Origin of the sequence: Leucobacter salsicius M1-8 (assembly GCF_000350525.1) — a bacterium.
Taxonomy (GTDB): domain Bacteria; phylum Actinomycetota; class Actinomycetes; order Actinomycetales; family Microbacteriaceae; genus Leucobacter; species Leucobacter salsicius.
The window spans coordinates 24272-49194 of the sequence record NZ_AOCN01000010.1; the positions used below are offsets into that span (position 1 = coordinate 24272).

The window sequence follows — 24923 nt, forward strand, 5'->3', positions numbered from 1 at the left end:
GCTCTAGTTTGGCCTAGATCGCAAGTTCGGGGTGCAGCCGCTTGATCGTCCACACCTTCTGCTTACGCGCCGCAACCGCGCTCACGGCGAGCGAGCCGACCAGAATGCCCGCCATCACGAGCAGTGACCCCCAGAAGCGGGCGTCGATGCCACCACCGATGAGCTGGCGCAAACCGTCAACGACATACGATGCCGGCATGAACGGGTGCAGCGCTTGGAAGAACCCGGGCGTAGTTTCGACGGGGTATGTGCCGCCCGAGGATGACAGCATGAGCATCAAAAGCACGAGGCTCACGACTCGGCCCGCCGCGGTGCCCAGCAGTGCGATAAACATCTGCTGCAGGGCGAGGAACGCAAGTGTCACGAGCAGCATGAACGCCGCCATCCCGACCCAGTGCACCGGGCGCAGTCCGATCGCGAACACGAGCACGGCCATCATGATGACGACCTGGCCCACGCCGATGAGCGCGGCCGGCCAGAACCCGGCGAGCACCGAACGCAGCCCCGACACATTGCTGGCGAAGGGCCTCCGAGGCAGTGGGCGCAAGATGAGCCAGGTGATGAGCGCGCCCACGAACGAGGCAAGCGCGATGAAGAACGGCGCAAAACCGCCACCAAAGCCCTGCACTGCGTTCTCGGTCGTCTCGTCGAGTTGTACGGGAGCCGCGATCGTTTCGGCGATCGCCCCGGCTTGTGCGTCGCCCAGATCGGGAGCCTCTGCCGCGCCGCTCGTGAGCTCCGTGGCGAATGTCTTCGCGCCGGATCCCACCTCACTCGCTCCCTTCGCGAGCTCGCCCGACTTCTCGCTGGCCTGCTGTGCGCCGTCGTTCAGCTGAGTCGCTCCTGCGGCGAGATCACCTGCTCCTGCGGCGAGCCGATCGGCACCGGTCGAGGCTGCTGCTGCGCCCGTCGCGAGGGTCGAGTTGCCGGCCGCCAGGTCGGTCGCGCCGCCCCGAAGCAGAGTAAGCCCCTTCGCGAGTTCACCGCCGCCAGCGTGCGCGGTCTCTGCGGAGGTAGCGAGTGTGCCCGCTCCCTGGGAGACCTTGGCTGAGCCGTCGGCGAGTGCGGTGGCGCTCGCGGCGAGGGTACCTACGCCATTGGCGAGCTTCTGCGCCCCGGCAGCAGCCTTGCCCGCGCCAGTGTTCAGGGCTGAGGCCCCGTCAGCCACCGAGGTGGCGCCCGCAGTGAGCGTTGCGGCGCTGGTGGCGGCTGTCTGCGTTGAGGTGTCGAGGGTCGTGAGGCCGGCGGTAAGGTCAGCGGCCCCGCTCGCGACGGTGGTCGCACCATCGCGCACCTGCCCCGCGCCCTGTGAGAGGGCCGCGAGCGAGGAGCCCTGCGCCTGCAGTGCGGCGTCGAGCTCGGCGAGCGTCATGTCGGGCTGGGCGGCGGCCAGGTTCTGGATCTGCGCCGTCGCGTCGGCAATCTGGGTGGCTCCCGCGTTCAGCGTGCCAGCTCCCGTCTGCAGGTTCGCGGCGCCGGTAGCAGCATCGGTGACGCCAGCGCTGAGCTGGCTGAGGCCTGCCGACAGCTCGGTGGTGCCGGTCGACAGGGTCGACGTGCCAGCCGAGAGCGTGGCGGCGCCTGCACTGAGGTCGGCAAGCGAGGACGAGAGGGCCCCGATTCCGTCGGCGAGCGTGCCCGCCCCCGTTGCGAGCGCCTGGCTTCCGGTCGCGACGTCCGTGGCTCCGCCCGCCACCGATCCGGCGCCGGTTGAGAGCTTGCCCAGGCCGTCGCGCAGGTCACCCGATTTGGTCGCCGCGGTGTCGGCGCCTTGGGCGAGAGAGCCGGCACCCGTCGCGAGACGCGCGCTGCCGTCGCGCACGATCGCGAGGCCGCCCGCGAGTTCTGCTGTGCCGCCCGTGAGCGCAGGGGCTTGCGCGACGAGCCGCGCGGTGCCGTCGGCGAGCTCGCCGAGGCCCGCCGACAGCAGCGTGCCGCCGTCGGCCACCGCTTTCGTGCCGTCCTGCAGCTTGCCCGCCGCATCGGCCGCATCGCGGGTTCCGTCGCTCAGTTTCTGCACCCCGACGAGCAGCTCGTCGGCCGCCGTCTGCGTGGCCTGCTGCGCCACCGCGTCGCGCAGCTGCATCATGGCCTGTTTGCCGAGCGTCGACGCAAGAAACGAGTTGTTGTCGTTGTAGGTGACCTCGAGGGTACCCGCCTCGGGCTTGTCTTGCAGCCCGGCGAGGGTGCGCGAGAACCCAGCTGGAATCGTCACCCCGAAGTAGACGTCGCCGTCGCCGATGGCCTCTTTCGCCTCGGCCGCGGTCATCTCGCGCCAGTCGAGGTCACGCCCCGCGCGCAGCTCCTCGATCACGTCGTCACCCGCGGTGAGCGTGCCGCCGCCGGGCTTCTCGGCCGGTTCGTCGAGGTTCACGACGGCGACCGGCAGTTGGTTCATGTGGTCGGTGGGGGCCCAGAACGCCCACAGGTAGAGCGCACCGTAGATCAGTGGGATGACGAGCAGCACGACGAGCGCAATCTTGGGCATTGTGCCCTGTCTAAAGCGCGCAAGCTCGGTGCCGCGGGTGATAAATGACATGAATTCAGCTTCGTTTCGTGAGGTGATTTACAGGTTGATGACCGAGGGTGCGCCGAAGAGCGCCACGTCGCGAGGGTCACTTGTGGCGATGACCACCGGCGTATGGGTTGCGATCTCGCGCACCCGATCCGCCACACGCTCGCGATGCTCGGGGTCGCGCAGAGCATCGAGATCGTCGATCACGAGCAGCTCGGGCCGGGCGATGAGAGCGAGGGCGATGCGCACGAGCAGATCGTCAGCGGGGCTCAGCTCGCGGCACAGCAGGGCGGTGTCGGGCTGCGAGATGCGGTTCGCGTTGCGCACCACGCCAAAGGCCGGGGCGAGGAGCTCGCTCGCGACCGCCTCGGTCACTCGGGGTGTGCGGCGCCACCACGCCAGCTCCCACGACAGCCGCTCTCGCAGCGTCGCGGCGAGCGTCACGGCGGGCTCGAGGTCGTCGATGCCCGCAAATCCCGCGATGCCGGTCGTGCTCCGGATCGCGCCAGTGCCTGCCTCTCCGAGCGTCTCTAGGCCTCCGCGTGAGGCACGCATGCGGCCAGCGATCGTGAGGAGCAGGCTCGTGCGACCCGACCCGCTGGCACCGAGCACCACCGTCACGGGGCTACTGCTCTCTGCGGAGATGGGGCCAAACACTCGGCCGCGCGGGCCGTCAACCTCGAGCGCATGAATGCGCAGGAACGGCTCCTGCCGCTCGGCTGCGAGATTTGGCGCGAGTTGCGGCTGCGAGTCGGTGGGGGTGGACGTGTGCACGGTGCTCCTGGCCTCGATGTTTTGTACTGACTAGTCAGTTTAAGAACACTTCCTGAATACTCCATCCATGCCCCCGGCCCCGAGGAATACTCCACGCGCTCCTGTGTTACATTTATATGCATACGCATCTAATTGAATGCAGCGGCCTCACCGGCCTTCACCACTCCAACCCACGATCAGGGAGCACACCATGGAATTCGGCGTATTTTCCGTCAGCGACGTCACCCGCGACCCGGTCGCGAACTACACTCCCAGCGAGGCTGAGCGCATCAAGGCGCTCACCAAGATCGCCGTCCATGCAGAAGAGGTCGGCTTCGACGTCTTCGCGGTCGGCGAGCACCACAACCCGCCGTTCTTCTCGTCGAGCCCCACGACGTTCCTCGCGCACGTCGCCGCGCTCACCAAGACGCTCAAGATGACCACCAGCACCACGCTGATCACCACGAACGACCCCGTGCGCATCGCCGAGGAATACGCGATGCTGCAGCACCTGTCTGACGGCCGCATGGACCTCATGCTCGGCCGTGGCAACACTGCGCCGGTCTACCCGTGGTTCGGCAAGGACATTCGCTCGTCGCTGCCCCTCGCGCTCGAGAACTACAACCTGTTGCATCGCCTGTGGAACGAAGACGTCGTCGACTACGAGGGCAAGTTCCGCACCCCACTGCAGGGCTTCACCTCGACCCCGCGCCCCCTTGACGATGTCGCCCCGTTCGTGTGGCATGGCTCGATCCGCACCCCCGAGATCGCCGAGCAGGCGGCCTACTACGGCGATGGCTTTTTCTCGAACCACATCTTCGCCCCCAGCGAGCACTCGCTGCGCCTCATCAACTTCTACCGCGAGCGCTTCGAACACTACGGCCACGGCACCAAGGCACAGGCCATCGTGGGACTCGGCGGCCAGGCCTTCATGGCCAAGAACTCGCAGGACGCAGTGAACCAGTTCAGGCCCTACTTCAACGAGGCGCCCGTCTACGGTCACGGCCCTCGCCTCGAGGACATGATGCGCCAGACCCCCCTCACCGTGGGCAGCCCGCAGGAGGTCGTCGACCGCACGCTCGGCTTCCGCGACATCTTCGGCGACTACCAGCGCCAGATGTTCATCATCGACCACGCTGGTCTGCCGCTCAAGATGGTGCTCGAGCAGCTCGACCTGTTCGGAGAATACGTGCTGCCCGAGCTACGCAAGGGCTTCGCAAAGGATCGCCCGGCAGACGTACCCGAGACGCCCAACCACGCGAGCCGCGTGCAGGCAAAATACGGTGACGAAGAGCCGCGCCAGCCGCGCCCTAACGCGAACCGTGGCGATAACGTTACAGGTGGGTCTCCGTACCAGGACTCCCCCATGAAGAAGGGTTCGTCGTTCGGCCTCTAGGCCGCCGAACCCGCCACAGCTGCCAGGGCTGCTCAGACAACAGGGCCGCTCCACCAGCCCCCTCACACACTGAAGGACGCATCATGCCCACCACCTCTCGCACCAATGTGCGTCTCGCAAACTCCGCTTGGGAGTCGCTCATGACCGCTCACGCGGCACTCATGGGCAAGTTCGCGGCAGAGGACATGTGGTGTGACGTGAACATGCGCGAGTACGACGTGCTTTACACGGTGTCGAAGCATGACGGCCCCATGCGCATCGGCGACATTCAGAGCGGCGTGCTGCTCAGCCAGCCCGCGCTCTCGCGCATGGTCGACCGGCTGGTCATCCGCGGCCTCCTCGAGCGGTCACCAGACCCCGAGGACGGCCGCGCGGTGCGCATCAACCTCAGCGAGGCGGGCGCGCGCATCCAGCGCGAGGTGGGCCGCGCCCACGCTCGCAGCGTCGCTCGCGACGTCGGCGGCGCCCTCACCGAGGACGAGCTGCAGACGCTCCGCAGCATCGGCCAGAAACTCAGCGCGGCCGCGGCCAGCTGAGCCCCACTGACCACCCAAATCTTAAGGAATCACACGAAATGAACGCTCCATTCGACGGCCTGCCCGGGGATTCGGGCGAGGTACTGTTCGCTCCGGATCACGGCGCCACAGCACCCACATCCAAGACGATCGCGATCGTTACGGCGGGAACGAGTGACCCCTCAACGACCACAATGCTCGCAAACCGAGTAGCAGACGCCGCCGCCAAAATCGGCGCACAGCAGGGCATCGAGGTCACCATTCGCATGGTGAACCTGCGACTCGTGGCCGCCGACATCATGACCGCGCTGGTGAGCCAGCAGGTATCGCCCGCACTGGAAGCGGTGAGTGACATCATGCGCGACGCCGACGCGATCATCGCGGCGACGCCCGTGTACAAGGCGGGCCCGAGCGGACTGTTTACCGCCTTCTTCCAGGTGCTCGACAACGACCTGCTGATCGGCACCCCCGTGGTACTGGCCGCGACCGCGGGCAGCCCGCGTCACGCGCTCGTGGTCGACGACCAGCTGCGCGGCCTCTTCTCCTACCTGCGCACGATCACCGTGCCCACATCGATCTTCGCGGAGCCCGCCGACTGGACGAGCAACGATCTCGGCAAGCGCGCCGACCGCGCCGCGACCGAGCTCATCGCGCTCGTCACGGGCGGATTTCGCGAGTCGGTGCGCGGCGACGCCTGGGGCGCCTACCAGCACTCCTACGGCAGCGCGGGAGGCACCGAGCTCGGCATCTCGCTCGACTCCGACCTGATGCGGCTCGCGACGGGCGGTTAAGCACCCTCGGCAGCGGCAGACCCCTGCAACTAGATCCGGCACTTTCACGTATTCCGGAAGAAAGCACGCACTTTCTTCCGGAATTACTGAACATGCCGGTTGTCGTTTCTCTGGCGCACTGAGGCCCGTTTGCGCCCGCTGCGCAGAGCCGGATCAGGCGTCGTGCTCGGCGGCCCAACGCGCGGCGCGCGCCGAGAGGAGATCAGCCAGGCGCTTCAGCTCGCCGGGCTCAATCTCGCCAGCACCGGCTTCCTCGCCGCCACCAACCGACGCCCGCCCCAGCGCGAGCCCCATCAGGAAGGTGCTGAGCGGGGCCGCGGGGCGCGCGACCCCGTGCGCCACGTGCTTGGCCACATCGAGCACCACAGGAATCGAGACGTTACCCGGTTCCAGCCCGAGTTCCTCGGCCGCAACGATCAGCCACTCATCGAGCGCCTCGGGTGGAAGATGCACGGCCATGATGGGTCCCCTCGATCGATCCGGTTCAGCTTGATGCCGGTGAGCCGTCAGCTCCCGGCTCCTGCCCCGCACGCTGGCGCGCTTTCGCCAGCGATTCGGGGGTATCAATGTCTGCGGCGAGCGCCGTCGGCACGTGCAGTTCACGCAGCCGCAAGCCCTGCAGCGCACGCCGCACGGGGGCATCGACAACCTCGTCGCCGATGTTGTCGCAGGCATCTGCAAGCGCGGCTGAACGGTAGCTCGCGGCCAGCCACTGGGGGCGACCTGTGCCGTCGATCAGCAGCGTGCCGTCGGCCTCAGCCGCGCTGCGTGGCTCCGCCAGAACATGGTCTTTGCCGAGCACCGTGCACACCCGCTCGGGGTACTCGAGGTCGCAGGCCAGCACCCACACCCACGGCGCGGTGACGGCGGTGATCCCCGCAGCGATACCGGCGAGCGGGCCTGCGAACTCCGGGCGTTCCCGCAGCACGACGTCGGCCCCGCTGCCCGCCGAGTCAGGCCCGACCACGATGATCTGCGCGGCGCCGGCGATCCGGCTCGCACGAACGACCCGATCGACGAGGCGTTCGCCCGCGAGCTCGAGCGTGGCCTTGTCGATGCCACCGAGGCGCGACCCTCGGCCGCCGGCCAGCACGATCGCATCGAACGAGGACTCACTCCCGTGGTCATGCTCGTACATGCGGCCTCCGTTCGCAGGCGTAGCTTACGTCCACTATGCCTGACGCGCCTGCGCGCAGACTGCATTGAGCCCCGCGCGCCAGCCAATTTCCGCGCTCAGGGCGCCGTTCGAATCACGCTGATCCGGTCACCCGCCGCGACATCGCCGGTCTCGGGGCCCACGAGGGCATAGCCCTCGGCGGCCCCGAAGCCTCCGACCGAGTGGGACACGCGACTGGAATGCACCGCGGGGACGCACCAGATCACGCCCGGCTCATGAGGCCCGTCAAGCTCCGGATCAGCACCGGCCTCAGCACCTCCCGGTCCGTCTGCGAACCGCACGGGGAGCACCTGCAGCCGCCCCGCGGCCCCGCGCCAGTCGACCGCGGCGGTGGCCAGGAGCCTGGGCCGCGCAGTTGTCGCGTAGCCCTGCATCGCGCGCAGGGCGGGGCGCACGAAGAGCTCGAAGCTCACCGCGGCACTGACGGGGTTGCCCGGCAGCGCGAAGATCCAGCCGCCCGCGCCTAGGCGCCCCGCGCACTGCGGCTGCCCGGGCCGCACGGCCATGCGCACCGCCCGCACGTCGGGCTCCTCTTCGAGCACGATGCGCATCACGTCTCGGGTGCCCGGGCCGACCCCGCCCGTGGTGACGATGAGGTCGTGGGTGCCGCCGAGGTCGGCGAGGCGTTCGCGCACTGAGGACTCGTCGTCGGGGCACCGCTCCACGCTCACCCGCGTAATGCCGGCCTCGGCGAGCAGCCCCCGCATCAGCAGCGAATTCGATTCGGGGATCTGCCCGCGCGAGAGCGGAGCCCCTATCGGCCGCAACTCCGCGCCCGTGACGAGCACGGCGACCCGCGGCGATTCCCGCACGAGCACATCGGCGATGCCCGCGGCGGCGAGCGCCGACGCGCGCGCGGCGGTGAGCGGGTCGCCTGCCCGGGCCACGAGGTCACCGGCAGCGAGGTCCTCACCACGGGCGCGCACGTCTTTGCCGACGGTCACTTCCGCGGTAACTCGCACTCCATGGTCAGCCCAGGCGAGCGCGCCGCGATCCGGAGCATGCATCGCCCCAGCACGCATCGACCCGGCATCGCGGTCCCCTACTGTCGCCTCGACCCGCACGACCGCGTCGGCGTCGCTCGGCAGGGGCGCACCGGTCATGATGCGCACGCACTCGCCGGGCGCGAGCGGCGGGTCCCACGGCGAACCGGCCGCGACCTCGCCCAGCACCGTGAGCCGCGCGGGATACTCGGCGCTCGCCCCGGCCGTATCGGTGGCGCGCACCGCGTACCCGTCCATGGCCGAGTTGGCCCACAGTGGCAAGGGGTGTGCGGCGCGCGCGTCCTCCGCAAGCACCGTACCGATGGCCTGCTCGAGCGCAATCCGTCGAGGCTGGAGCGGGGTCACGCTCGCCAGCACCCACGCGAGGTGGGCTTCAGGGGTTATTGCCACTTCGTCCGCCTTTCGATCTACTCTTGAAGTATGCCCCGGGCCGGGTGACGAATCACTACGTTTGGCACCGGAGCACACGGAATGTGCGCTCTGCGGGAGGTGCAAACCGTAGGCGTTGGTGCCAACCGTAGGTTTCAGTCACGAGGGTCACCCGGCGTGCGGCCCACTAGGTCGGCGCGTGCGCTAGTTCAGGCCGAGTGAATGCGTCCCCGTGGGCCGACGGGGCCGGACTAGCCAAGCGGCGGCATCACCGGGATCTCAGTCACCTCGGGGATGTCTGGCAGGTCGAGGGGCTCGATTTCTGGAACCTCGACCTGCGGCCGCTCCTGCAGCTTGCGCAGCTGGCACGCGAGCCGAGCTGCCTTGGTGCCCGAGCAGCTCTCGCCATCGTTGCCCCTACCGCCGTTGTCTGCGTCATCGCCGACTCGGGGTGCCTTGACCGCGTACTGTCCGATCGCGTCGTGCTGGTTCGGTGTCATCGGCACCGCGGCAACGCCGCCGATGAGCGTGATCAGCAGGCCCGCGGCCACCACCGCTCCCAGCGCCGGTGACCACAGGGCGGGTGCCTTCACATCGACCGTGACCGCGGCGTCGAGCTCGCGGCGAGCCCGCTGCTCGGCAACCCAGGTCACAAACCAGCCGATGAGCGGCGAGAGCACCATGCCCGAGGTGGCGAGCAGCACCACCGCGCTCACGTCGTCCCGGCTCTGCGCGAATCCGGCGACCGCGTAGGTCACGAAGAACAGGATCCACAGCCCCGCCGCCCCCAAGCACCGCACCACCACGAGCGCTGCGAGGCCCCGCCGGTGAGCGGCCAGCCGCACCACCGCATCACGGTCGGTGGGCTTACCCTCAAATTTGCGCGCCCGCGACACGTACCCCAGTTGCCAGGCCAGCGAACACGCGAACGAGAGCAGCACGAGCAGGCAGAGCAGCACGACGACCCAGCGCACCGCCACGGCGTCGCGCCAGGTCAGTGCCAGTACGAAGGCGAACACCCCGGCGACGACGAGCAGGATCGATACCGCACGCTCGCCCCACCGCCTCGCGACGTCAACGGGGCGCGATCCGGCGATGCTGCGCCGAAAGCCGCGCGGCACATTGTTGCTCACCGCCCAGAATCTCAGCCACTGCACGCCCCCAAAGACGCCCGCGACCGCCCACCAGAGCGCGACCCCGCCGGGGTCTGCGGTGCCGCCCGCGAACCCAAAGATCAGCCCGAGCGCCGCGACGGCGGTGAGGTAGATTGGCGCGTCGATGCGCACCATCGACCGGAACCACAGCTGCTGAAACAGCGCGGTGCGGGCCTCGCGGTGCTGCGGTTCGGCGGCGAGCAGCTTGCCCATCTCGACGGCGTGCACCGCGTCCTGGTGGATCGTGTCACCGCCGCTCGTGGGCGTGTTCGCCGTGACCAGGTCGGCATGAAGCGCGAGCAGGCCCGCATCCTGCGGCGCCTCAGCCAGGCCCCGCTTCGCGATGTCGAGGGCCTCGCGCACCCGGCCCAGAGACCACAGCGCCCGGGTGGCTTCCTCGAACACGGCCGGGTTGCCAGCGGCGAACGCGAGGGCCTGGTCGATGTGTCGCCGCGCGGCCCGCTTGAGCTTGCGCTTGTCGCGCCGCTCGGGGACCGCCGCGATCAGTACGCGTGCGCGCTGCAGCTGGTGGAACGGGTCGCTGGGGTCATTCGCGAGGCAGATGTCGATCTCGCGCTCTGCCTGCGGGTACAGCCCCTGCCGCATCAGGGTTATCGATAGGAGCCGCCTGCTGCCGTGCAGATCGGGGTGCGCGCCCAGCAATCGTTCGAGGGTGACCCGGGCTTCGTCGAGCCGCCACAGGTTGATGAGCAGCCAGGCCCGCGTATGCAGCAGGTGCGGGTGATTCGGGTCATACGTGAGCCCCGGGTTCAGCGCCTCGAGCGCGTCACCAAACCGTCCCTGTGCCGCGAGCAGTTCGGCGTGCTTGACGCTCATCTCGACGAGCTGCTCGGGGCTGGGGGCGCCCGCTGCTGGCGATCCGGATCGTGCTGCCCCGGCAACGCTCCTGCCCGCGCCGCCGTTCATCCCTGGGCCGTTTGTGCCGCCGTGCTGCGGGGTCACTTGATGAATTTCTCCCGGGTCAGGTACTGCTCGAGCTCGTCGTAGCGGCCGTCAGCATTACCGAAGGTGACGACGTTGACAGCGTTCTGCATCCAGCCGCCCGTGCTGGGCTGCACCTCCGTGAACGCGGCATCGAAGTCAGCCATCGTCACGGGGCGCACCTGGCCCGAGGCAATGGAATCGGTCATCGCTTTCTCGGCGGCGGTCGTCGCGAGGTGTTCGAGGTCGGCGCCCGAGAACCGGTCGCTGCGGGCGGCGAGCTGGGCAAGGTCGATGCCCGCGACCGGGCGACCGGCGAGCGCCCCGCGCAGGATCTCGATCCGGGCCTCGGCGTCGGGCGGGGTGACGAGCACGACACGGTCGAAGCGGCCGGGGCGCATCAGCGCATCATCGACGTCCCACGGGTGGTTCGTCGCCGCGAGCACAAACAGGCCGTCGTTTTTGCTGCCGACACCGTCGAGCTCAAGCAGCAGCTGGTTCACAACACCGCGCATCCAAGTCGCGCTCGATCCGTACATCGACCGCTTGCCACCAATGGAGTCGAGCTCGTCGAGAAAGAGCACGCAGGGCGCGTGCTTGCGGGCGCGCTCGAAGAGCCGCTGCACGTTCTTCTCGCTCTCGCCGATGAACGAGTTGAGCACGTCGGCGACCGTGACCGTCAGAAACTTCGCGCCGAGCTCGCCCGCGATCGCCTTGGCAATGAAGGTCTTGCCCGTGCCGGGCGGGCCGTACAGCAGGAGGCCGCCGCGCAGGCTCTTCTGGAACGCCTTGGCGATCTCGGGGTTGCGCATGGGGTCGAGGAACGCGACGTTGAGCCGGTCCTTCACATGCTGCAGCCCGCCCACATCGGCGAGCGTCACCTCGGGGGTCTCGGGCGCCTCGTCGAGCTCAGCTGCTGCCTGGTCGCCGTCGACCGGCATGGGGTGCGGTGCGGCGGTGGCTTCGGTGGCACCCACAAACGGAGGGTCGATCGTCACGTCGACCTCCTGCTCGAGGCGCGCCCAGTCGATGCCGTGTGACTGATCCTGGTCAGCGGGCCCTGTGGCCGCGGCGCTCTCCGGCGCTTCGTGTGCTGCAGGCGGCTGCTGGGCTGCCGGGACTGCCGGGGTAGCGGCTGCGGATCCGCCCAGCGCCTCGCGCATCAGCTGCTGCGCCCGCTCGTGTGCGGCATCGCGCATGAGCACCTGGGACAGCTCGGCCACGGCGCGCGCCCGGTCACCGTTCGCGATGAGCAGCTCCGCGAGGTGTAGGCGCAACGGTAGCGCCTCAGGATCGGCGGCAACGGCCGCGGTGATCGCCGAGATGAGGTCGTTCATGGCGCTCCTGAGATTGTTTCGTTCTGGCAATGCGCACAGCCGCAAGCGCTGCACGAGACCGAACTAGTCTCTCATGCACCCAATCAAGGCAGCATCAGGACTGCCGCGCAAACTAGCCCCTCACCTGGCTGCGGACTACTGCTGCTCGTCGAGGGGTGGCACAGCGGTTGTCTGAGCGGCGAGGGTTCGTGCTGCGCGCACCTTCTTGCGACCCGAGACAAGCCACACGATGGGCCCGATGAGCGGCACGAAAAGCACAATGAGCAACCAGACGCCCAGCTGCCCAAGTGAGAGGTCTTTCGACGCACGAGACAGCGAGACAACTGCCACAATCATGGCCACCCAGTAGATAACGCTCACACCGACGGTAACGATGTCGTAGGTGGCAGGCACCAGCGGGTTTGGGTTCATAGCGCAAGAGTACCGCCACGACAAAGCTGGTACAGGCCGCTACGCGGGCCCGGGCAGCGCGGCCGCCTCGCAACGCCGAGTGTTTCGTCAGCGTATGAGGATTTGCAAACATCAGGGCAACGCGCCGCCTGGTGAACTTGAACCATGCGTATGAAGCTCTCGTTGTTCGCCTATCTCGTGCTTCTCGTATGGGTTGTGCTGTGGAAGCTGGAACCGCCGTTCGTGGGGCAGCCGGGGGTGAGCAACGTTAAGCTCGTGCCCTTCATCTCGACCGATGCGTTTGGGAGGAGCGCACCCGTCGAAGTCTTCATTAACCTGCTGCTGTTTCTGCCACTCGGCGTCTTCCTCGGCGTGCTCGCGCGCCACCTCAGCGTGCTCTCCCGTGTTGCGGTGTCTGCGTCCACGAGCCTGGTGCTCGAATGCACCCAGTTCGTGATCGGCATTGGGGCGTTTGACGTGACCGACCTCATTACGAATACGGCGGGGGCAGCGCTGGGACTCCTCTTCGTTCAGCTGATGCTGCGCTACGCGGCGTCTGCTCAGCGAGCGCGCCGCAACCTGACGACCTGGTGCATGATCGGGGTGGGCTGCGCCTGGCTGGCCGCCGCAGCATTCATCTGGTTGCCGCTGCACTTCGTACAGCCCGACGTCGGCCCGCTGGCCGCCCGGTTCCGGTAGCTCCACCGCTAGGGCACGGAGGGTTTCGCGGTCTCCGGGAGTCGCACGGTGACCCGCAGCCCGCCCTCTTCCGGCGACAAAAGTTCGAGGGTGCCGCCGTGCGCTCGCACCACGCTGTGCACAATCGCGAGCCCGAGACCAGCTCCCGCCTGGTCTGAATAGACCCGGTCTGTGCCTCGCGTGAACGGTTCAAGAAGGGTCGAGAGCGCCGCCCCGATCCGGTCGCCCGAGTTCTCAATCACCAGGACGGCTTCGCCCGGATGTTGGGCGGTGCGAAGGTGCACCGTGCCGTGAGCGGAAAGATTGTGAACGATCGCGTTGTGCAGCAGGTTTGTCGTGACCTGCTGCAACAAGGCCGGTGATCCTGCGGCGAAGGCCTGCTCTCCCGTAACTTCAATCACGACCCCGCGCTTTTCAGCGAGCGGCAGCAGCGTCTCAAAGGAACTCTCGGCGAGCAGCGACAGGTCGACGTCTGACCGCGCAAACACTCTGTTGTCTGCGCGACTCAGGGTCAGCAACGCCTCAGTGAGTTCGATGGCGCGGCTGTTGACGGATTGCAGCCGCGCGATGAGTGCCCGCTCATCGCGGTCGGGATCCTTCTCCGCCACTTCAAGCAGGGTCTGGGTGACGGCAAGCGGCGTGCGGAGTTCATGCGAGGCGTTCGCAGCGAACCGCTGCTGCTCAGCGACCTGCGATTCAATGCGGGTGAGCATGGCATCGAACCCGTCGGCGAGGTCTCGAAACTCGTCTTGCCTCCCCTCCAACTGGATCCGGTGCGACAGATCTCCCTGGGCAGCTCGGCCGGTGGCGGTCGTGATGCGCCTCAGCGGGGCGAGCATACGGCCGGCCAACACCCAACCACCCAACAGGCCAAATCCAAGCAAGAAGACGAGCGCCCACGCTGCCGCGGGCACAAATGCGCGAATGAGATCGTTGCGTCCAGGGAAGAACGCATTGGGGCGGTATGTCGCATGGGGCGGCACATACCGCAGCAGAAACACCCACACGACGGCAAGCAACAAGCCACCCGCGAGCATGAGAAATCCCGCGTAGCTGAGGGTCAGCTTGAGCCGTACGCTCAGTCCTCGTTCCCTAGGCACTGGGCCGGTCTTCCTGACCGGTCAGTTGAGCGCCGGCCTCGGCGTCAATGCGGTAGCCGACTCCCGGTACTGTCGCGATCAACCACGGCTCCCCCAAACGCTTGCGCAGGGCCGAGACCGTGATGCGCACCGCGTTGGTGAACGGGTCGGCGTTCTCATCCCACGCCCGTTCAAGCAGCTCTTCCGCGCTGATGACCCCGCCTTCGGCGGCGACGAGCACTTCGAGCACGGCAAACTGTTTGCGGGTGAGCGCCACATACTTGTTGTCGCGATAGACCTCGCGTCTGAACGGGTCGACCTTTAGCCCGCCCATCTCGCGCACGGGCGGTCGGCTGTGCACCCGCCGACGGTCAAGCGCCCGCAGCCTGAGCACCAGTTCTCGAAGTTCGAACGGCTTCGTGAGATAGTCGTCGGCACCAAGTTCGAACCCCGAGGCTTTGTCGTCAATGCGGTCGGCCGCTGTGAGCATCAGAATCGGCATCCCTGATCCCGAGGCAACAACCCGTTTCGCTATCTCGTCGCCGGAGGGGCCCGGGATATCACGGTCAAGAATCGCGATGTCGTAGCTGTTAATGCTGAGCAGCTCGAGCGCAGTATCGCCGTCTCCTGCGATGTCGGCCGCGATCGCTTCGAGGCGTAGGCCATCACGGATTCCCTCCGCCAGCAACGGCTCGTCTTCAACGATCAACACTCGCATGCCACTAATTGTAGGAAGTCGCACATATTGCCAGCGTATGAAAATACGCATACGGGCTCGCAACAGCCAGCGGTGTGGACTTACTCACATGCCTCTTCCGATGCCTCGAACCACCGCGCACCCGACACCGTCTCGCGCGGTGCTGCGCCTCACCATCGCGTTGACGATCGCCCTCATCCTGGGTGTTGTTGCCCTGGCCGTCTTCAGCCAACGGCTGCTCGCCGGGCCCACCGCCGGATCAGGTCAAGGCTGGCCTTTGGCCGGTATCGACCCCGCCGGGGCTCCTGCCACCGGCTCAGGCGCTGTCTCGGAAGCACTCAGCGAGGCCGACGGGCTGCTGCCTGAGACCGCCACCGTGTTCGATGAGCACTACCCCGCCGTGGGCCACCTCAACACCTCGCTCCTTGAGGCTCTGCAGTCGGCAGCACACTCAGCAGCGACCGAGGGCATCGAATTTAACGTAAATAGTGGCTGGCGCACCCCTGCCCTGCAACGGCACATGCAAGAGGAAGCGGTGGCGCAGTACGGCTCGGTCGAGGAGGCCGCCCGTTGGGTGGCGTCACCTGAGACGTCGGCGCACGTTTCGGGTGATGCCGTCGACATCGGCCCCTTCGACGGGAGCTACTGGCTACAGAACTACGGGGCTCAGTACGGGCTCTGCCAGGTGTATGCCAACGAGTCTTGGCACTTTGAGTTTCGTGCTGAGGCCCCCTCGGATGGGTGCCCTCTGATGTATGAGAACCCGACCATGGACCCCGCGATGCAGGGATGAGGGTTCGAAGTCACAGCGTGGCGAAGCGGTGTTGCTACCCGGGCAGGGTGGCCGCAACCGCGCGCACGAACCTCGTTGCCGGGTTCGCGAGGACCTCGCCGACTTGGCCCTGTTGCACGACCACACCGCGCTCGATGACGACAAGCCGGTGCGCGAGCGCTGCGGCATCAACAGCCGAGTGGGAGACCACGATCGCGGTGGTCCTGGTGCGGGCGAGCTCGACCCGAACAAGCTCCCGCATGTCTGCCGCGGCCTCCACGTCAAGCGAGGCAAATGGCTCATCGATCAGCAGGAGCCGCGGGTCTGCGGCGAGCGCGCGGGCCAGCGCAATCCGCTGCCGCTGCCCGCCCGAAAGCGCGGCGGGGCGCTGGTCGCTGACCTCTCCCAGTCCGAGCTGATCGAGCCACCCATCGGCGACGACCGCAGAATCGGGTTTGCTGAGCCCCCCTGCGCGCGCACCGAACGCAATGTTGCCGTGCGCGGTGAGGTGTGGAAACAACCGCGGGTCTTGCCCGAGCATGCCGATCGAGCGTCGGTGCGGAGGCAGGTGCACGCCCTGGGCAGCGTCCGCGAGCACGAGGGCGTCTGGGGTGCCTGAATCGCCGAGCACGATGCTGCCCGCCGCGATGCGCTCGGTGCCGGCGATGGCGTGCAGCACGCTCGACTTCCCAGCACCGCTGGGCCCCATGACGGCGAGCGTCTCGCCCGCCGCCACCTCGAGCAATACATCGAGGTCGAACCCGGTGCGCGGTACCCTGATCTGGCAGGCGAGCCCCGCGGCCAGCCGCCCGCTCATTTGAGCGCCCCCGGCTTCCACGCCCGAATGCTCACCAGCACGAGCACAGCGGTCGCGAGCAGCAACAGCGAAAGCGCGACGGCGGGTTCGCGCCCCGATCCGGCGCCGTTAAAGGCCGTATAGATCGCGAGCGGCATGGTCTGGGTGACGCCGGGAGCGTTACCCGCAAACAGCGCCGTCGCCCCAAATTCCCCGATCGCGCGCGCAAAACACAGGATCACGCCCGCGATCAGCCCGGGCGCCGCGAGCGGCAGGGTCACGCGCGTGAGCACCATCCAGCGGCCCGCGCCGAGGGTCGCGGCCGTGCGCTCGTAGGCCGCGCCCGTCGCGCGCAGCGAGCCCTCGACCGAGAGCACCAGGAACGGCAGGGCAACGAACGCCTGCGCGAGCACGACGGCAGCGGTCGAGAACGGCAGCGTGACCCCCCACAGCTGGTCGATCAGCTGACCGATGGGGCTCGTACGCCCAAACAGGAACAGCAGCGCGACGCCGCCCACCATGGGCGGCAGCACGAGTGGTACCGCCACGAGCGCGCGCAGGAGCTGCGACAGACGGGGTCCGGATCGCGCCATCACGAGCGCGAGCGGCACCCCGAGCGCGACGCACAGCGCGGTGGCCGCGAGCCCCGTGCCGAGCGACAGCGCGAGCGCCTGCTTGGCCGTTTGGCTCGTGATGTCTTGCCACAGCGTGCCCCACGAGGCGCGGCTCACGAGCGCGATGAGCGGCAGTACCAGCAGCGCGACACCGAGTACGGCGGGCGCAAGTGCGAGCGCCGGCGCTTTCGCGCCGGTGTCGGCCCGGCCCGTCGCTCGACTCCCGGCTGCGCGCATCGTTCTCGTCACGCCTCTCAACCTATACGAACGGAGTGCCCGGGATTCCTTCGTCAACGCTCGAGCCTTGCCCCATATGAACTTCGTTTGGCCACTCCACACCAAAATAACGAGGGGATACGGTAATCGCGCGATTATCGTATCCCCTCGTAATTTGGATATGGCGGTTAAGGCGCCACTAGTCGGTGGTTCCGAATCCGTGGGCGGCGAGGACGGCCTGGCCTTCGGCGCCCAGCACGAAGTCGACGAACGCCTGGGCCGCCGCAGCCTGTTCGGGACCCGTGCGAGCTGTCGATTCAAGCGCCACGATCGGGTATCGGTTCACCACCGCGTCGGCTCCCTCGGGGGTGATGCTCTCAACTGCGTCGTCGCCCACAACGTCGGTGCGGTAGACGAGGCCGGCGTCGGCTTCGCCCGCCGCCACCTTCTGCAGCACCGCCGTGACGTTCTGTTCGAGGCTGGCGGGCGTCACTGCGATCCCCGCGTTGGCGAGCAGCTGTGCAGAGGCCGCGCCGCACGGCACTTCGGGGGCGCACAGCACGGTCACCGCGCTCGCGAGATCCGCCAGGCCCGTGACTTTCGCGGGGTTGCCCGCGGGCACCGCGATTACGAGCGTGTTCGTCGCAAATACCTCGGCGCCGGCTGCGAGTCCCTCATCCACGACCAGCTGCATGTTGCGTTCGTCAGCCGAGGCGAACACGTCAACGGGGGCGCCCTCAATGATCTGGGTGGCGAGCGTCGACGACCCGTCGTAGCCGATCGGGGCAACGTCGACCTCGGGGTGCGCGGTCTCGAACGCCGACGCGATCTCGTCGAACGACCGCTGCAGCGAGGCTGCCGCGGAGACCGTGATCGTCACGGGCTCGGTCTGTCCGTCGACGGGGGCAGAATCGGCGGTGGGCGATCCGGAGCATCCCATGAGGCCCAGGGCCGCAGCGGCCAAGATTGCTAGTGATCCGCGTGCGCGCAAGAGCAGGTCCAATCGTCAGTGAGGTGGCAACATATCGCCCTGCATCGGGCCGCCCCTAGACTATCGAGCCGCGTCGTCGTCCTCATCTTCGCCGACTCCCTCTGGCCGATACTTCGGCAGACGTGAGGCCGGGATCGCTGCGATCGCGCTGAGCCCGGCGAGCATCAAGAAACCGAGTTTCAGTGTGCGCAAGCGCTGCTCCTCGTTCACCTCCACCGCTGCGGCCACCTGATCCGGTGTGGCCGTGGTGTCGGCGAGCACCTCGCGCAGATCATCGTTGCTCACGAAGTTGACGTTGTCGAGATCGACCTGCGCGACGAGTTCCTTTGGCAGCTCGGGGTGCTCCTCGACCGCGTTCATCACGCCGAAGCCCAGCGTCGTCACCAGCACTGCGCCCATGACCGCGGTGCCCACTGCCGACGCGAGATTCTGGGTGGTGCCGCGAATCGAGCCGACGTCACCCGCGAGCGACTTGGGCGCCGCGGTCACCAGTACGTTGAACACGAGGGTCACCAGCGCGCCCTGCCCCACACCAAATGCAATGAGCCCAATGATCGTCGGCAGCGACTCCCAGTTGTTCGTCACGACGATCGCGAGCCATACGAGGGCCGCGGTCGTCACGGTAAACGCGAATAGTGCGATCACGCGCGGTGAGAACTTCGCGTAGAACTTCACTATCAGCGTCGCCGTCACGAAGACGGTGAGGTTGAACGGCAGCATCGCGAGCGACGTGTCGAACGGGGTGCGCCCCTGCACAATCTGGATGTACGTGGGCACCGTAAAGTTCACCGCGGCTTCCATCAGCACGATTATGAACATGGCGTACACGGCGGCACGCTCAGGTCAACCAGCGGCACCCGGCCAGCGGCCGCACGCCGCTTGGTTCGCACGAAGAAGAGTTGCCCCAGCACGACACCGAGAACGATCAGCACGGGCGCGGGTGAGAGGCCCGCAATGTTAAACGGCGCCCCCTCGGTCGCACGTACGATGCCCCAGCCGTTGAGGTTGTTGAACCCCAGCGTGAGCGACACGATTGACGCGCCAATCAGCGCCGACGCGACCGTGTCAATCTTGATGCCCCGGTCACCCGCGGCAGAGCGCAGGCCAAAGCTCAGCACGAATACGACGACCGCGAGCCCCAGCGTGATGAAGAAGATGGGGCGCCACCCCACGGTGGTGCCGAGCGCACCACCGATTAGGAAGGCGCTCATGCCCGAGAACGCGCGGGCCGAACCGAGGGAACCCACCGCGGTGGCCTGCTGTGATCCGGCATAGTTTTGCGCGATCAGGGCGACGAGGGCTGGCACGATGATTGCGGCCGCGGCGCCCGCAAGTAGCTGCCCGCCGATCGCCCAGGCCACCGTGGGCGAGAAGATCATCATGAGCGAGGAGCCGGCAAATACGACGACGACGACAGGAAAGATCGGAACCCATCCGACGCGTTGGCCGAGCTTTGCGCCGGTCATCACGAGCGCTGCCACCGCGAGTCCGTAGACAACGATCGTCGAGCTGGCCGTCGTCGGGGGCACGCCGAAGTCTTCGACCATGCCCCCCAACGAGATGGGCAGTGCGGCGACGTTAAACGACATCAGCACCTGGGCGAGAAAGAGGCCGACCATCGGCCCCCAGGATCTCTTTTCTTCGATCTCACGGGCGAGACTGTCGGTGCTGTGTGTCAGGAGCGTGGGCCTTCCGTGTCGGTGGCTTCAATCGCCTGTGCTGCAGCGGTACGCGCGGCAGGGTCAGCGTCGGGGTGAAACTCAGGGTGCGTCGTCGAGGCGTATAGGTTGAGCCCGAGTCCGCGCGAAAGGTAGGCACATGCGCGTTGGCCGCGCACGCTGTTGCCTGCCGAGTCGAGCGGCGGCGCAAACGTGGCCAGGGCTCCCTTGCCCGGGGCGATCGCGACGATGCCGCCCGAAACGCCAGATTTGGCGGGCAACCCAATCTCAAACAACCATTCGCCCGAGCTCTCGTACATTCCGCAGCTAGCGAGCACCGCCAGGGTGTCGCGGGCGACACTGGCCGATACGACCTGCTCACCGGTGATCGGATTCACGCCACCGTCTGCAATCGTGGCCCCCATGACCGCAAGATCGGTCGCGGTCACCCGCACCGAGCACTGCTTCGTGTAGACGTCGACTGCCGCCTCGGGGTCGACGTTGAGTCGTCCGTAACTGTGCAGCAGCCGCGCGATGGCCCGGTTGCGGGAATTGCTGCGTGACTCGGACTCGTACACCTCGGTGTCGAGTTCGAGCGGGCGGCCCGCGAACCGGGAGAGCCCGTCGAGCACGTTTTCCCACTGCGCTTCGGGGGTGTCACCGGGCATCAAGCTCGTGGTTACAATCGCGCCGGCATTGACCATGGGGTTTTGCGGGCTTCCGCCGTGCAGTTCCACCGCAATCACCGAGTTAAACGCTAAGCCGGTGTTGTTGACACCGATCCGGTCGTGCACCTCTCGATGGCCGATGATCTCGCACACGAGCGCAAACACGAACGCCTTCGAGATCGATTGGATCGAGAAGTTGACGTCGGCGTCGCCGACTGCATGCGTGCTGCCGTTGACGCCGACGAGCGCAAGCCCAAACTGGCCGGGATCTGCGGCGGCAAGAGCTGGAATATAGTCGGCGACCGTGCCGTCTGTGGAGCCTCGATAGCGCTCGTGTGCGTCGCTCAGCAGCTCATCCACTCGAGACTTCTTAGGCAGGCTGCCCGTGGACACGCGCTGAGTTACCTGGAGGACGTCTGACTGAAACACTTTCTTCTCCTCGCCGTCGAGGGTGATGCTTGCGCATACTCGCACGGCAGCGCGAGGTATTGTCATCCTGACACATCTGCCAACCACTGACCCAAAATACTTCGCGTCGTCTAGGTACTGTGACTTCTCGAGCAATAGTCACGGCAAACGCATTCGCGACCAACACTGGAGCGGCCTAGGCTGGGGTTCGAAGCCTGCGCGAGACCATTGCAGGGGTCGGCGCCGATCAGCGCAAGTATCAGCGAGGAGGTTGCCCGTGGCACAGTCACTGCCCCCGATTCGCGTGCTCCCGTCGACCGGGCGCGCACCGGCAGCCCTCGACCTGCGCGACGTCCGTGACCGCCCACTGCGCGACCTGCGCATCTCGGTCACCGACCGCTGCAACTTTCGCTGCGTCTACTGCATGCCCAAGGAGATCTTCGGCCGCGACTTTCAATTTCGCGAGCGCGACGAGCTTCTCACGTTTGAGGAGATCGAGCGGCTCGCGCGCATCGCGGTCGGGCTCGGAGTGCGCAAGCTCCGGATCACGGGCGGTGAGCCCCTGCTGCGCCGCGGAATCGAGGATCTGGTGGCTCGGCTTGCGGCGATTCGCACGCCATCGGGCGAGGCCGTCGATCTCGCCCTCACTACGAACGGTTCGGCGCTGCCGGTGAAGGCCGCGGCGCTTGCAGCGGCTGGGCTGCAGCGCGTCACGATCTCGCTCGATTCACTGATCGAGGAACGATTCCAGGCGATTAACGACGTGAAGTTTCCCGTGAAACGTGTGCTCGCGGCGATCGATGCGGCGGCTGAGGCCGGGCTCGGGCCAGTGAAGATCAACACCGTTCTAAAGCGCGGCGTCAACGACGACGAAATCCTCGATCTCGCCGAGCACTTTCGCGGCACCGGTCACATCCTGCGATTCATCGAGTTCATGGACGTCGGTGCCACCAACGGATGGCTGCTCGATGACGTCGTACCGTCGGCCGAGGTCGTACGCCGAATCAGCGAGCGGTACCCGCTCGAGCCCGCCGCCCCGACTCACCCGGGCGAGACGGCGAAGCGCTGGAAGTATGTCGACGGCGCCGGCGAGATCGGCGTCATCTCGAGCGTCACCGGGGCCTTCTGCGGCGACTGCTCACGGGCCCGGGTGTCGGCGGAGGGGCAGCTGTATACCTGCCTCTTCGCGTCGTCGGGGCTCGACCTGCGCGAGCTGCTGCGCGGCGACGCAGGCGACGAGGAACTCTCGGGCATCCTCGCCCAACACTGGGGCCTGCGCGACGACAACTACTCTGAGATTCGCGCGGCCCTCACCCCCGGCAGCCGCAAACGCATCGAGATGTCATACATCGGCGGGTAGTCGGGGGCGGCCGATAGGCTGCGGGCATGGCTATTGGCAGGGGCGGCGCACCCATTTTCGAGCACACCATTTCAGGCGAGGACTGGTACGCCCGAGAACTCGACGGCGTCACCTACGAGCGCACCCTGTTTCGCGGTGTCGACATGACCGAGGTGCAGCTGCACGGCGCCACCTTCGCGGAGTGCACGTTTCGCGACGTCAAGTTCAATGCCGCCCAGCTGCAAGACACCGCGTTCATTCGCTGCACCTTCGTTGGTTGCAATTTCTTTGACACCCATTTCGCCGACACCAAGGTGATGGGCGGCAGTTTCGACGAGTGTGAGTTTGCGCTGCTGCGCGTTGAAGGCGGCGACTGGTCGTTGTGCGATCTCGCAAGCGCAGACCTGTCGCGGGCCACCTTTCGCGGAGTGCGGTTGCGCGAGGTCGACTTCACCCGGCTGCGCGGTGCGAAGTCAGTGTTCGAGGGCTGCGACCTTAGCTCAGCGATCACCGTCGGCGCTGACTTTGCGGGTGCCACCCTGGTCGGTAGCATCCTCGACGGCATCAACCCGCGCGAGACCTCGTTGCGCGGCACCCTCATTGACGCCCGTCAGGCGGTCACGATCGCCGAAGCAATGGGCGCGCAGGTGATCGGCTAGCCCTAGAGACCGACCCACTCCGAGGATCCGGCGGTGAAGTGCTGCCGCTTCCAGATCGGCACCTCGTGCTTGATACGCTCGACGAGCCGTTCGATCGCCTCGAACGCCTCGCGACGGTGCGCCGAGGCGGCGGCCGCCACGAGCGCCGCATCGCCGATGCCGAGCGCGCCGACGCGGTGCACGGCGGCGAGGCGAATCCCCGTGCGTTCGTGTTCCTCGGCGACGAGCTGTGCGAGAAACGTTTCGGCGTCGGGATGGTATGAGTAGTCGAGCGCGGTCACCGATTCACCGCCGTCGTGGTTGCGAATGATGCCGTGAAACATGACGACAGCGCCCGCGTCGGGGCCGTCGACTGCGGCCCGCACGGCGGCCTCGTCGATTGCCTCGTCGGTGACCCTGGCCAGCTGCTCGCTCATGCGTTCCTCTCGATCAGTTCTGGTGCGACCTGCGCAAACTCGAAGATACCGCCCGTGACTACCCGCGCCTGCACACCGCCGCGGGCGAGCAGGCGGGCCGCGCGCACGGAGCGCTGGTCGCTCGCGCAGTGCACGACCAGAGAGGCACCCGCCGCGCCGACGAGGGCCGCGAGGCTCTCGGGCAGGGGCGATCCGGATCCCACTGCCGCCTCGATATCGGCGAGCGGTATGCTCCGGGATCCCGCGATGCGCTGCTCGCCGCGCTCCTCGGCGGTGCGCACGTCGATCAGCCCGGGGGCCTCCCCCGCCCGCAAGAGGCGCGCGAGCTCGCGCGCCTCGATGCGCTCGGGTTCAGCGTCGGGCCCGGCGCAGAAGAGCTCGTAGTCGATGAGCTCAGTCACGGCCGCGGCCTGCGGGTCGCGCGCGTATTTGATCTCGCGGGTGCGGGCAGCGAGTGCGTCATAGACCAGCACGCGGCCGATGAGCAGCGCGCCCACCCCGGTGATGACTTTGAGGGCTTCAGTGGCGAGCAGCGACCCGATAGTGCCGCAGAGTCCGGGCAGCACGCCGCCGACCGCGCAGCTGGGCACCGTGCCCGGCTCTGGGGGCGACGGGAAGAGGTCGCGGTAGCCGGGGCCGTACTCGTGCCAGGCGACGCCCACCTGCCCGTGATGCTGCAGGATCGCGCCCCAGATGAGCGGGATTCCCGTGAGCTGCGCCGCATCGTTCACCAGATAGCGCGTGGCAAAGTTGTCGCTGCCGTCAATCACGAGGTCGTAATTCTTGAAGATCTCAAGGGCGTTGTCTGAGGTGAGGCGTAGCGTGTGGGTCACGACATGCACCCCGGGGTCGAGGCGGTGTGCGGCCTCCGAGAGGGAGTCGGTCTTGGTGCGGCCGAGATTGGCGGTCGCGTGCGACACCTGGCGATGCAGATTGGAGAGCTCCACGACATCATCATCGAGAATGCCGATCATGCCGGCCCCCGACCCGACACCGGCGCCCACGAGGTAGGGCACGCTTGCGCTACCGAGCCCGCCCGCGCCGATCACGAGTACGCGCGCATTCGCGAGCCTGCGCTGCGATTCTTCGCTGAACTCTGGCAGCGTGAGCTGCCGTTCGGCCCGGGCCCGCTGCTCGGGCGTGAGCACTGAGCCCAGTTCGACAGCGGGGCCCGGCTCTCGCCCCCCAGGGTGCAGTCGTTCGGTCATACCTTGGATCCTACGCGGGGTTCTGCGTAGCCGTGCGATGGGCGGCCGTGCTTAATCTTCTGGGCTCGGCCCGGCACGGAATGAGTGTCACGGGCACCGGGTAGCATGGCCACATGTCGCAAATCACTGTTCGATACTTTGCGGCCGCGGCCGAAGCGGCCGGGCTTGAAGAAGAGCCCTGGGTTGCCGAGACGCTGGCTCAGTTGCGGGGGGACCTGACCGAGAAGTACGGCGAGGAGATGGCGCGTGTGATGCGCGCCGGCAGCTTCCTCGTCGACGGAATCGTGCGCAAGGACGACGGACCGATCGCGAGCGGCATCACAGTCGACGTCCTCCCCCCGTTCGCCGGAGGGTAGAGAA

At 67.3% G+C, this 24923-nt stretch carries 26 protein-coding genes; 8 read left to right on the top strand and 18 right to left on the bottom strand.

Going from position 1 to position 24923, the window contains the following annotated elements; translation table 11 throughout:
• Positions 1-13: 13 nt before the first annotated feature.
• Both C795_RS0103105 and C795_RS0103110 read right to left on the bottom strand, forming a co-directional pair.
• Positions 14-2539: a YhgE/Pip domain-containing protein gene (locus tag C795_RS0103105; protein ID WP_017792297.1), complete on the bottom strand. Its 2526-nt coding sequence runs from the start codon at positions 2537-2539 to the stop codon at positions 14-16.
• 27 nt (positions 2540-2566) lie between these two features.
• Positions 2567-3289 (bottom strand): ATP-binding cassette domain-containing protein, encoded by a 723-nt coding sequence (locus C795_RS0103110; RefSeq protein WP_017792298.1) that lies wholly within the window; start codon positions 3287-3289, stop codon positions 2567-2569.
• Between the two features lie 190 nt (positions 3290-3479).
• Here C795_RS0103110 and C795_RS0103115 point away from each other — a divergent pair, with 190 nt between their 5' ends.
• The 3 genes from C795_RS0103115 (at position 3480) to C795_RS0103125 (ending at position 5970) form a co-directional block, all read left to right on the top strand.
• Positions 3480-4664 (top strand): CE1758 family FMN-dependent luciferase-like monooxygenase, encoded by a 1185-nt coding sequence (locus tag C795_RS0103115; protein ID WP_017792299.1) that lies wholly within the window; start codon positions 3480-3482, stop codon positions 4662-4664.
• A gap of 83 nt (positions 4665-4747) precedes the next feature.
• On the top strand, positions 4748-5200 hold the full coding sequence (locus C795_RS0103120) for a MarR family winged helix-turn-helix transcriptional regulator (protein ID WP_017792300.1): 453 nt from the start codon (positions 4748-4750) through the stop codon (positions 5198-5200).
• 38 nt (positions 5201-5238) lie between these two features.
• Positions 5239-5970 (top strand): CE1759 family FMN reductase, encoded by a 732-nt coding sequence (locus tag C795_RS0103125; RefSeq protein WP_017792301.1) that lies wholly within the window; start codon positions 5239-5241, stop codon positions 5968-5970.
• 153 nt (positions 5971-6123) lie between these two features.
• On the opposite strand, the gene C795_RS16480 is transcribed toward C795_RS0103125, so the two are convergent.
• From C795_RS16480 to C795_RS15035, 6 genes are all read right to left on the bottom strand, one after another.
• Positions 6124-6429, bottom strand: coding sequence for a DUF6457 domain-containing protein (locus C795_RS16480; protein ID WP_017792302.1), 306 nt, complete (start codon positions 6427-6429; stop codon positions 6124-6126).
• Between the two features lie 25 nt (positions 6430-6454).
• Positions 6455-7108: a molybdenum cofactor guanylyltransferase gene (gene mobA / locus C795_RS0103135; RefSeq protein ID WP_017792303.1), complete on the bottom strand. Its 654-nt coding sequence runs from the start codon at positions 7106-7108 to the stop codon at positions 6455-6457.
• Positions 7109-7203: 95 nt separating this feature from the next.
• On the bottom strand, positions 7204-8541 hold the full coding sequence (locus C795_RS0103140; RefSeq protein WP_017792304.1) for a molybdopterin molybdotransferase MoeA: 1338 nt from the start codon (positions 8539-8541) through the stop codon (positions 7204-7206).
• 230 nt (positions 8542-8771) lie between these two features.
• Positions 8772-10637: a tetratricopeptide repeat protein gene (locus C795_RS0103145; RefSeq protein ID WP_017792305.1), complete on the bottom strand. Its 1866-nt coding sequence runs from the start codon at positions 10635-10637 to the stop codon at positions 8772-8774.
• Complete coding sequence (locus tag C795_RS0103150; protein ID WP_017792306.1) at positions 10634-11953, bottom strand: AAA family ATPase; 1320 nt, start codon at positions 11951-11953, stop codon at positions 10634-10636. Before C795_RS0103150 ends, C795_RS0103145 begins: the two co-directional genes overlap by 4 nt.
• A 135-nt stretch (positions 11954-12088) precedes the next feature.
• On the bottom strand, positions 12089-12364 hold the full coding sequence (locus tag C795_RS15035) for a PLD nuclease N-terminal domain-containing protein (RefSeq protein WP_017792307.1): 276 nt from the start codon (positions 12362-12364) through the stop codon (positions 12089-12091).
• A gap of 144 nt (positions 12365-12508) precedes the next feature.
• Here C795_RS15035 and C795_RS15040 point away from each other — a divergent pair, with 144 nt between their 5' ends.
• Positions 12509-13042, top strand: coding sequence for a VanZ family protein (locus C795_RS15040; RefSeq protein ID WP_083879114.1), 534 nt, complete (start codon positions 12509-12511; stop codon positions 13040-13042).
• An 8-nt stretch (positions 13043-13050) separates the two neighbouring features.
• On the opposite strand, the gene C795_RS0103165 is transcribed toward C795_RS15040, so the two are convergent.
• Both C795_RS0103165 and C795_RS0103170 read right to left on the bottom strand, forming a co-directional pair.
• Entirely contained in the window at positions 13051-14142 is a 1092-nt protein-coding gene (locus C795_RS0103165; RefSeq protein WP_017792309.1) for a sensor histidine kinase, read from the bottom strand.
• Positions 14135-14839 (bottom strand): response regulator transcription factor, encoded by a 705-nt coding sequence (locus C795_RS0103170; RefSeq protein WP_017792310.1) that lies wholly within the window; start codon positions 14837-14839, stop codon positions 14135-14137. The genes C795_RS0103165 and C795_RS0103170 overlap by 8 nt, the downstream gene beginning before the upstream one ends.
• A gap of 100 nt (positions 14840-14939) precedes the next feature.
• Here C795_RS0103170 and C795_RS0103175 point away from each other — a divergent pair, with 100 nt between their 5' ends.
• Entirely contained in the window at positions 14940-15611 is a 672-nt protein-coding gene (locus C795_RS0103175; protein ID WP_083879115.1) for a M15 family metallopeptidase, read from the top strand.
• A 34-nt stretch (positions 15612-15645) separates the two neighbouring features.
• On the opposite strand, the gene C795_RS15045 is transcribed toward C795_RS0103175, so the two are convergent.
• From C795_RS15045 to glsA, 6 genes are all read right to left on the bottom strand, one after another.
• Positions 15646-16407, bottom strand: a complete 762-nt coding sequence (locus C795_RS15045) for an ATP-binding cassette domain-containing protein (RefSeq protein WP_017792312.1) — start codon at positions 16405-16407, stop codon at positions 15646-15648.
• Positions 16404-17249: an ABC transporter permease gene (locus tag C795_RS0103185; protein ID WP_017792313.1), complete on the bottom strand. Its 846-nt coding sequence runs from the start codon at positions 17247-17249 to the stop codon at positions 16404-16406. Before C795_RS0103185 ends, C795_RS15045 begins: the two co-directional genes overlap by 4 nt.
• Before the next feature lie 166 nt (positions 17250-17415).
• A complete protein-coding gene (gene modA / locus C795_RS0103190; protein WP_017792314.1) occupies positions 17416-18219 on the bottom strand; it encodes a molybdate ABC transporter substrate-binding protein in 804 nt (267 codons plus the stop codon).
• A 48-nt stretch (positions 18220-18267) separates the two neighbouring features.
• Positions 18268-19026, bottom strand: coding sequence for an MFS transporter (locus C795_RS17515; protein ID WP_232225423.1), 759 nt, complete (start codon positions 19024-19026; stop codon positions 18268-18270).
• Positions 19017-19826: an MFS transporter gene (locus C795_RS17520; RefSeq protein WP_232225417.1), complete on the bottom strand. Its 810-nt coding sequence runs from the start codon at positions 19824-19826 to the stop codon at positions 19017-19019. The genes C795_RS17515 and C795_RS17520 overlap by 10 nt, the downstream gene beginning before the upstream one ends.
• 56 nt (positions 19827-19882) lie before the next feature.
• Positions 19883-20962 carry a glutaminase A gene (glsA, locus tag C795_RS0103200; protein ID WP_051053750.1) on the bottom strand — a complete coding sequence of 360 codons (1080 nt, stop codon included), beginning with the start codon at positions 20960-20962 and terminating at the stop codon, positions 19883-19885.
• A gap of 256 nt (positions 20963-21218) precedes the next feature.
• Here glsA and moaA point away from each other — a divergent pair, with 256 nt between their 5' ends.
• Together moaA and C795_RS0103210 are read left to right on the top strand one after the other, a co-directional pair.
• A complete protein-coding gene (gene moaA, locus C795_RS0103205) occupies positions 21219-22301 on the top strand; it encodes a GTP 3',8-cyclase MoaA (protein ID WP_017792316.1) in 1083 nt (360 codons plus the stop codon).
• A gap of 26 nt (positions 22302-22327) precedes the next feature.
• Positions 22328-22939 carry a pentapeptide repeat-containing protein gene (locus C795_RS0103210; RefSeq protein WP_017792317.1) on the top strand — a complete coding sequence of 204 codons (612 nt, stop codon included), beginning with the start codon at positions 22328-22330 and terminating at the stop codon, positions 22937-22939.
• A 2-nt stretch (positions 22940-22941) separates the two neighbouring features.
• Here the strand turns inward: C795_RS0103210 and C795_RS0103215 are convergent, their stop codons facing one another.
• Together C795_RS0103215 and C795_RS0103220 are read right to left on the bottom strand one after the other, a co-directional pair.
• A complete protein-coding gene (locus C795_RS0103215; protein ID WP_017792318.1) occupies positions 22942-23355 on the bottom strand; it encodes a molybdenum cofactor biosynthesis protein MoaE in 414 nt (137 codons plus the stop codon).
• Positions 23352-24563: a ThiF family adenylyltransferase gene (locus tag C795_RS0103220; protein ID WP_017792319.1), complete on the bottom strand. Its 1212-nt coding sequence runs from the start codon at positions 24561-24563 to the stop codon at positions 23352-23354. The genes C795_RS0103215 and C795_RS0103220 overlap by 4 nt, the downstream gene beginning before the upstream one ends.
• 113 nt (positions 24564-24676) lie before the next feature.
• Here C795_RS0103220 and C795_RS0103225 point away from each other — a divergent pair, with 113 nt between their 5' ends.
• Positions 24677-24919, top strand: coding sequence for a MoaD/ThiS family protein (locus tag C795_RS0103225; RefSeq protein ID WP_017792320.1), 243 nt, complete (start codon positions 24677-24679; stop codon positions 24917-24919).
• Positions 24920-24923 lie beyond the last annotated feature (4 nt).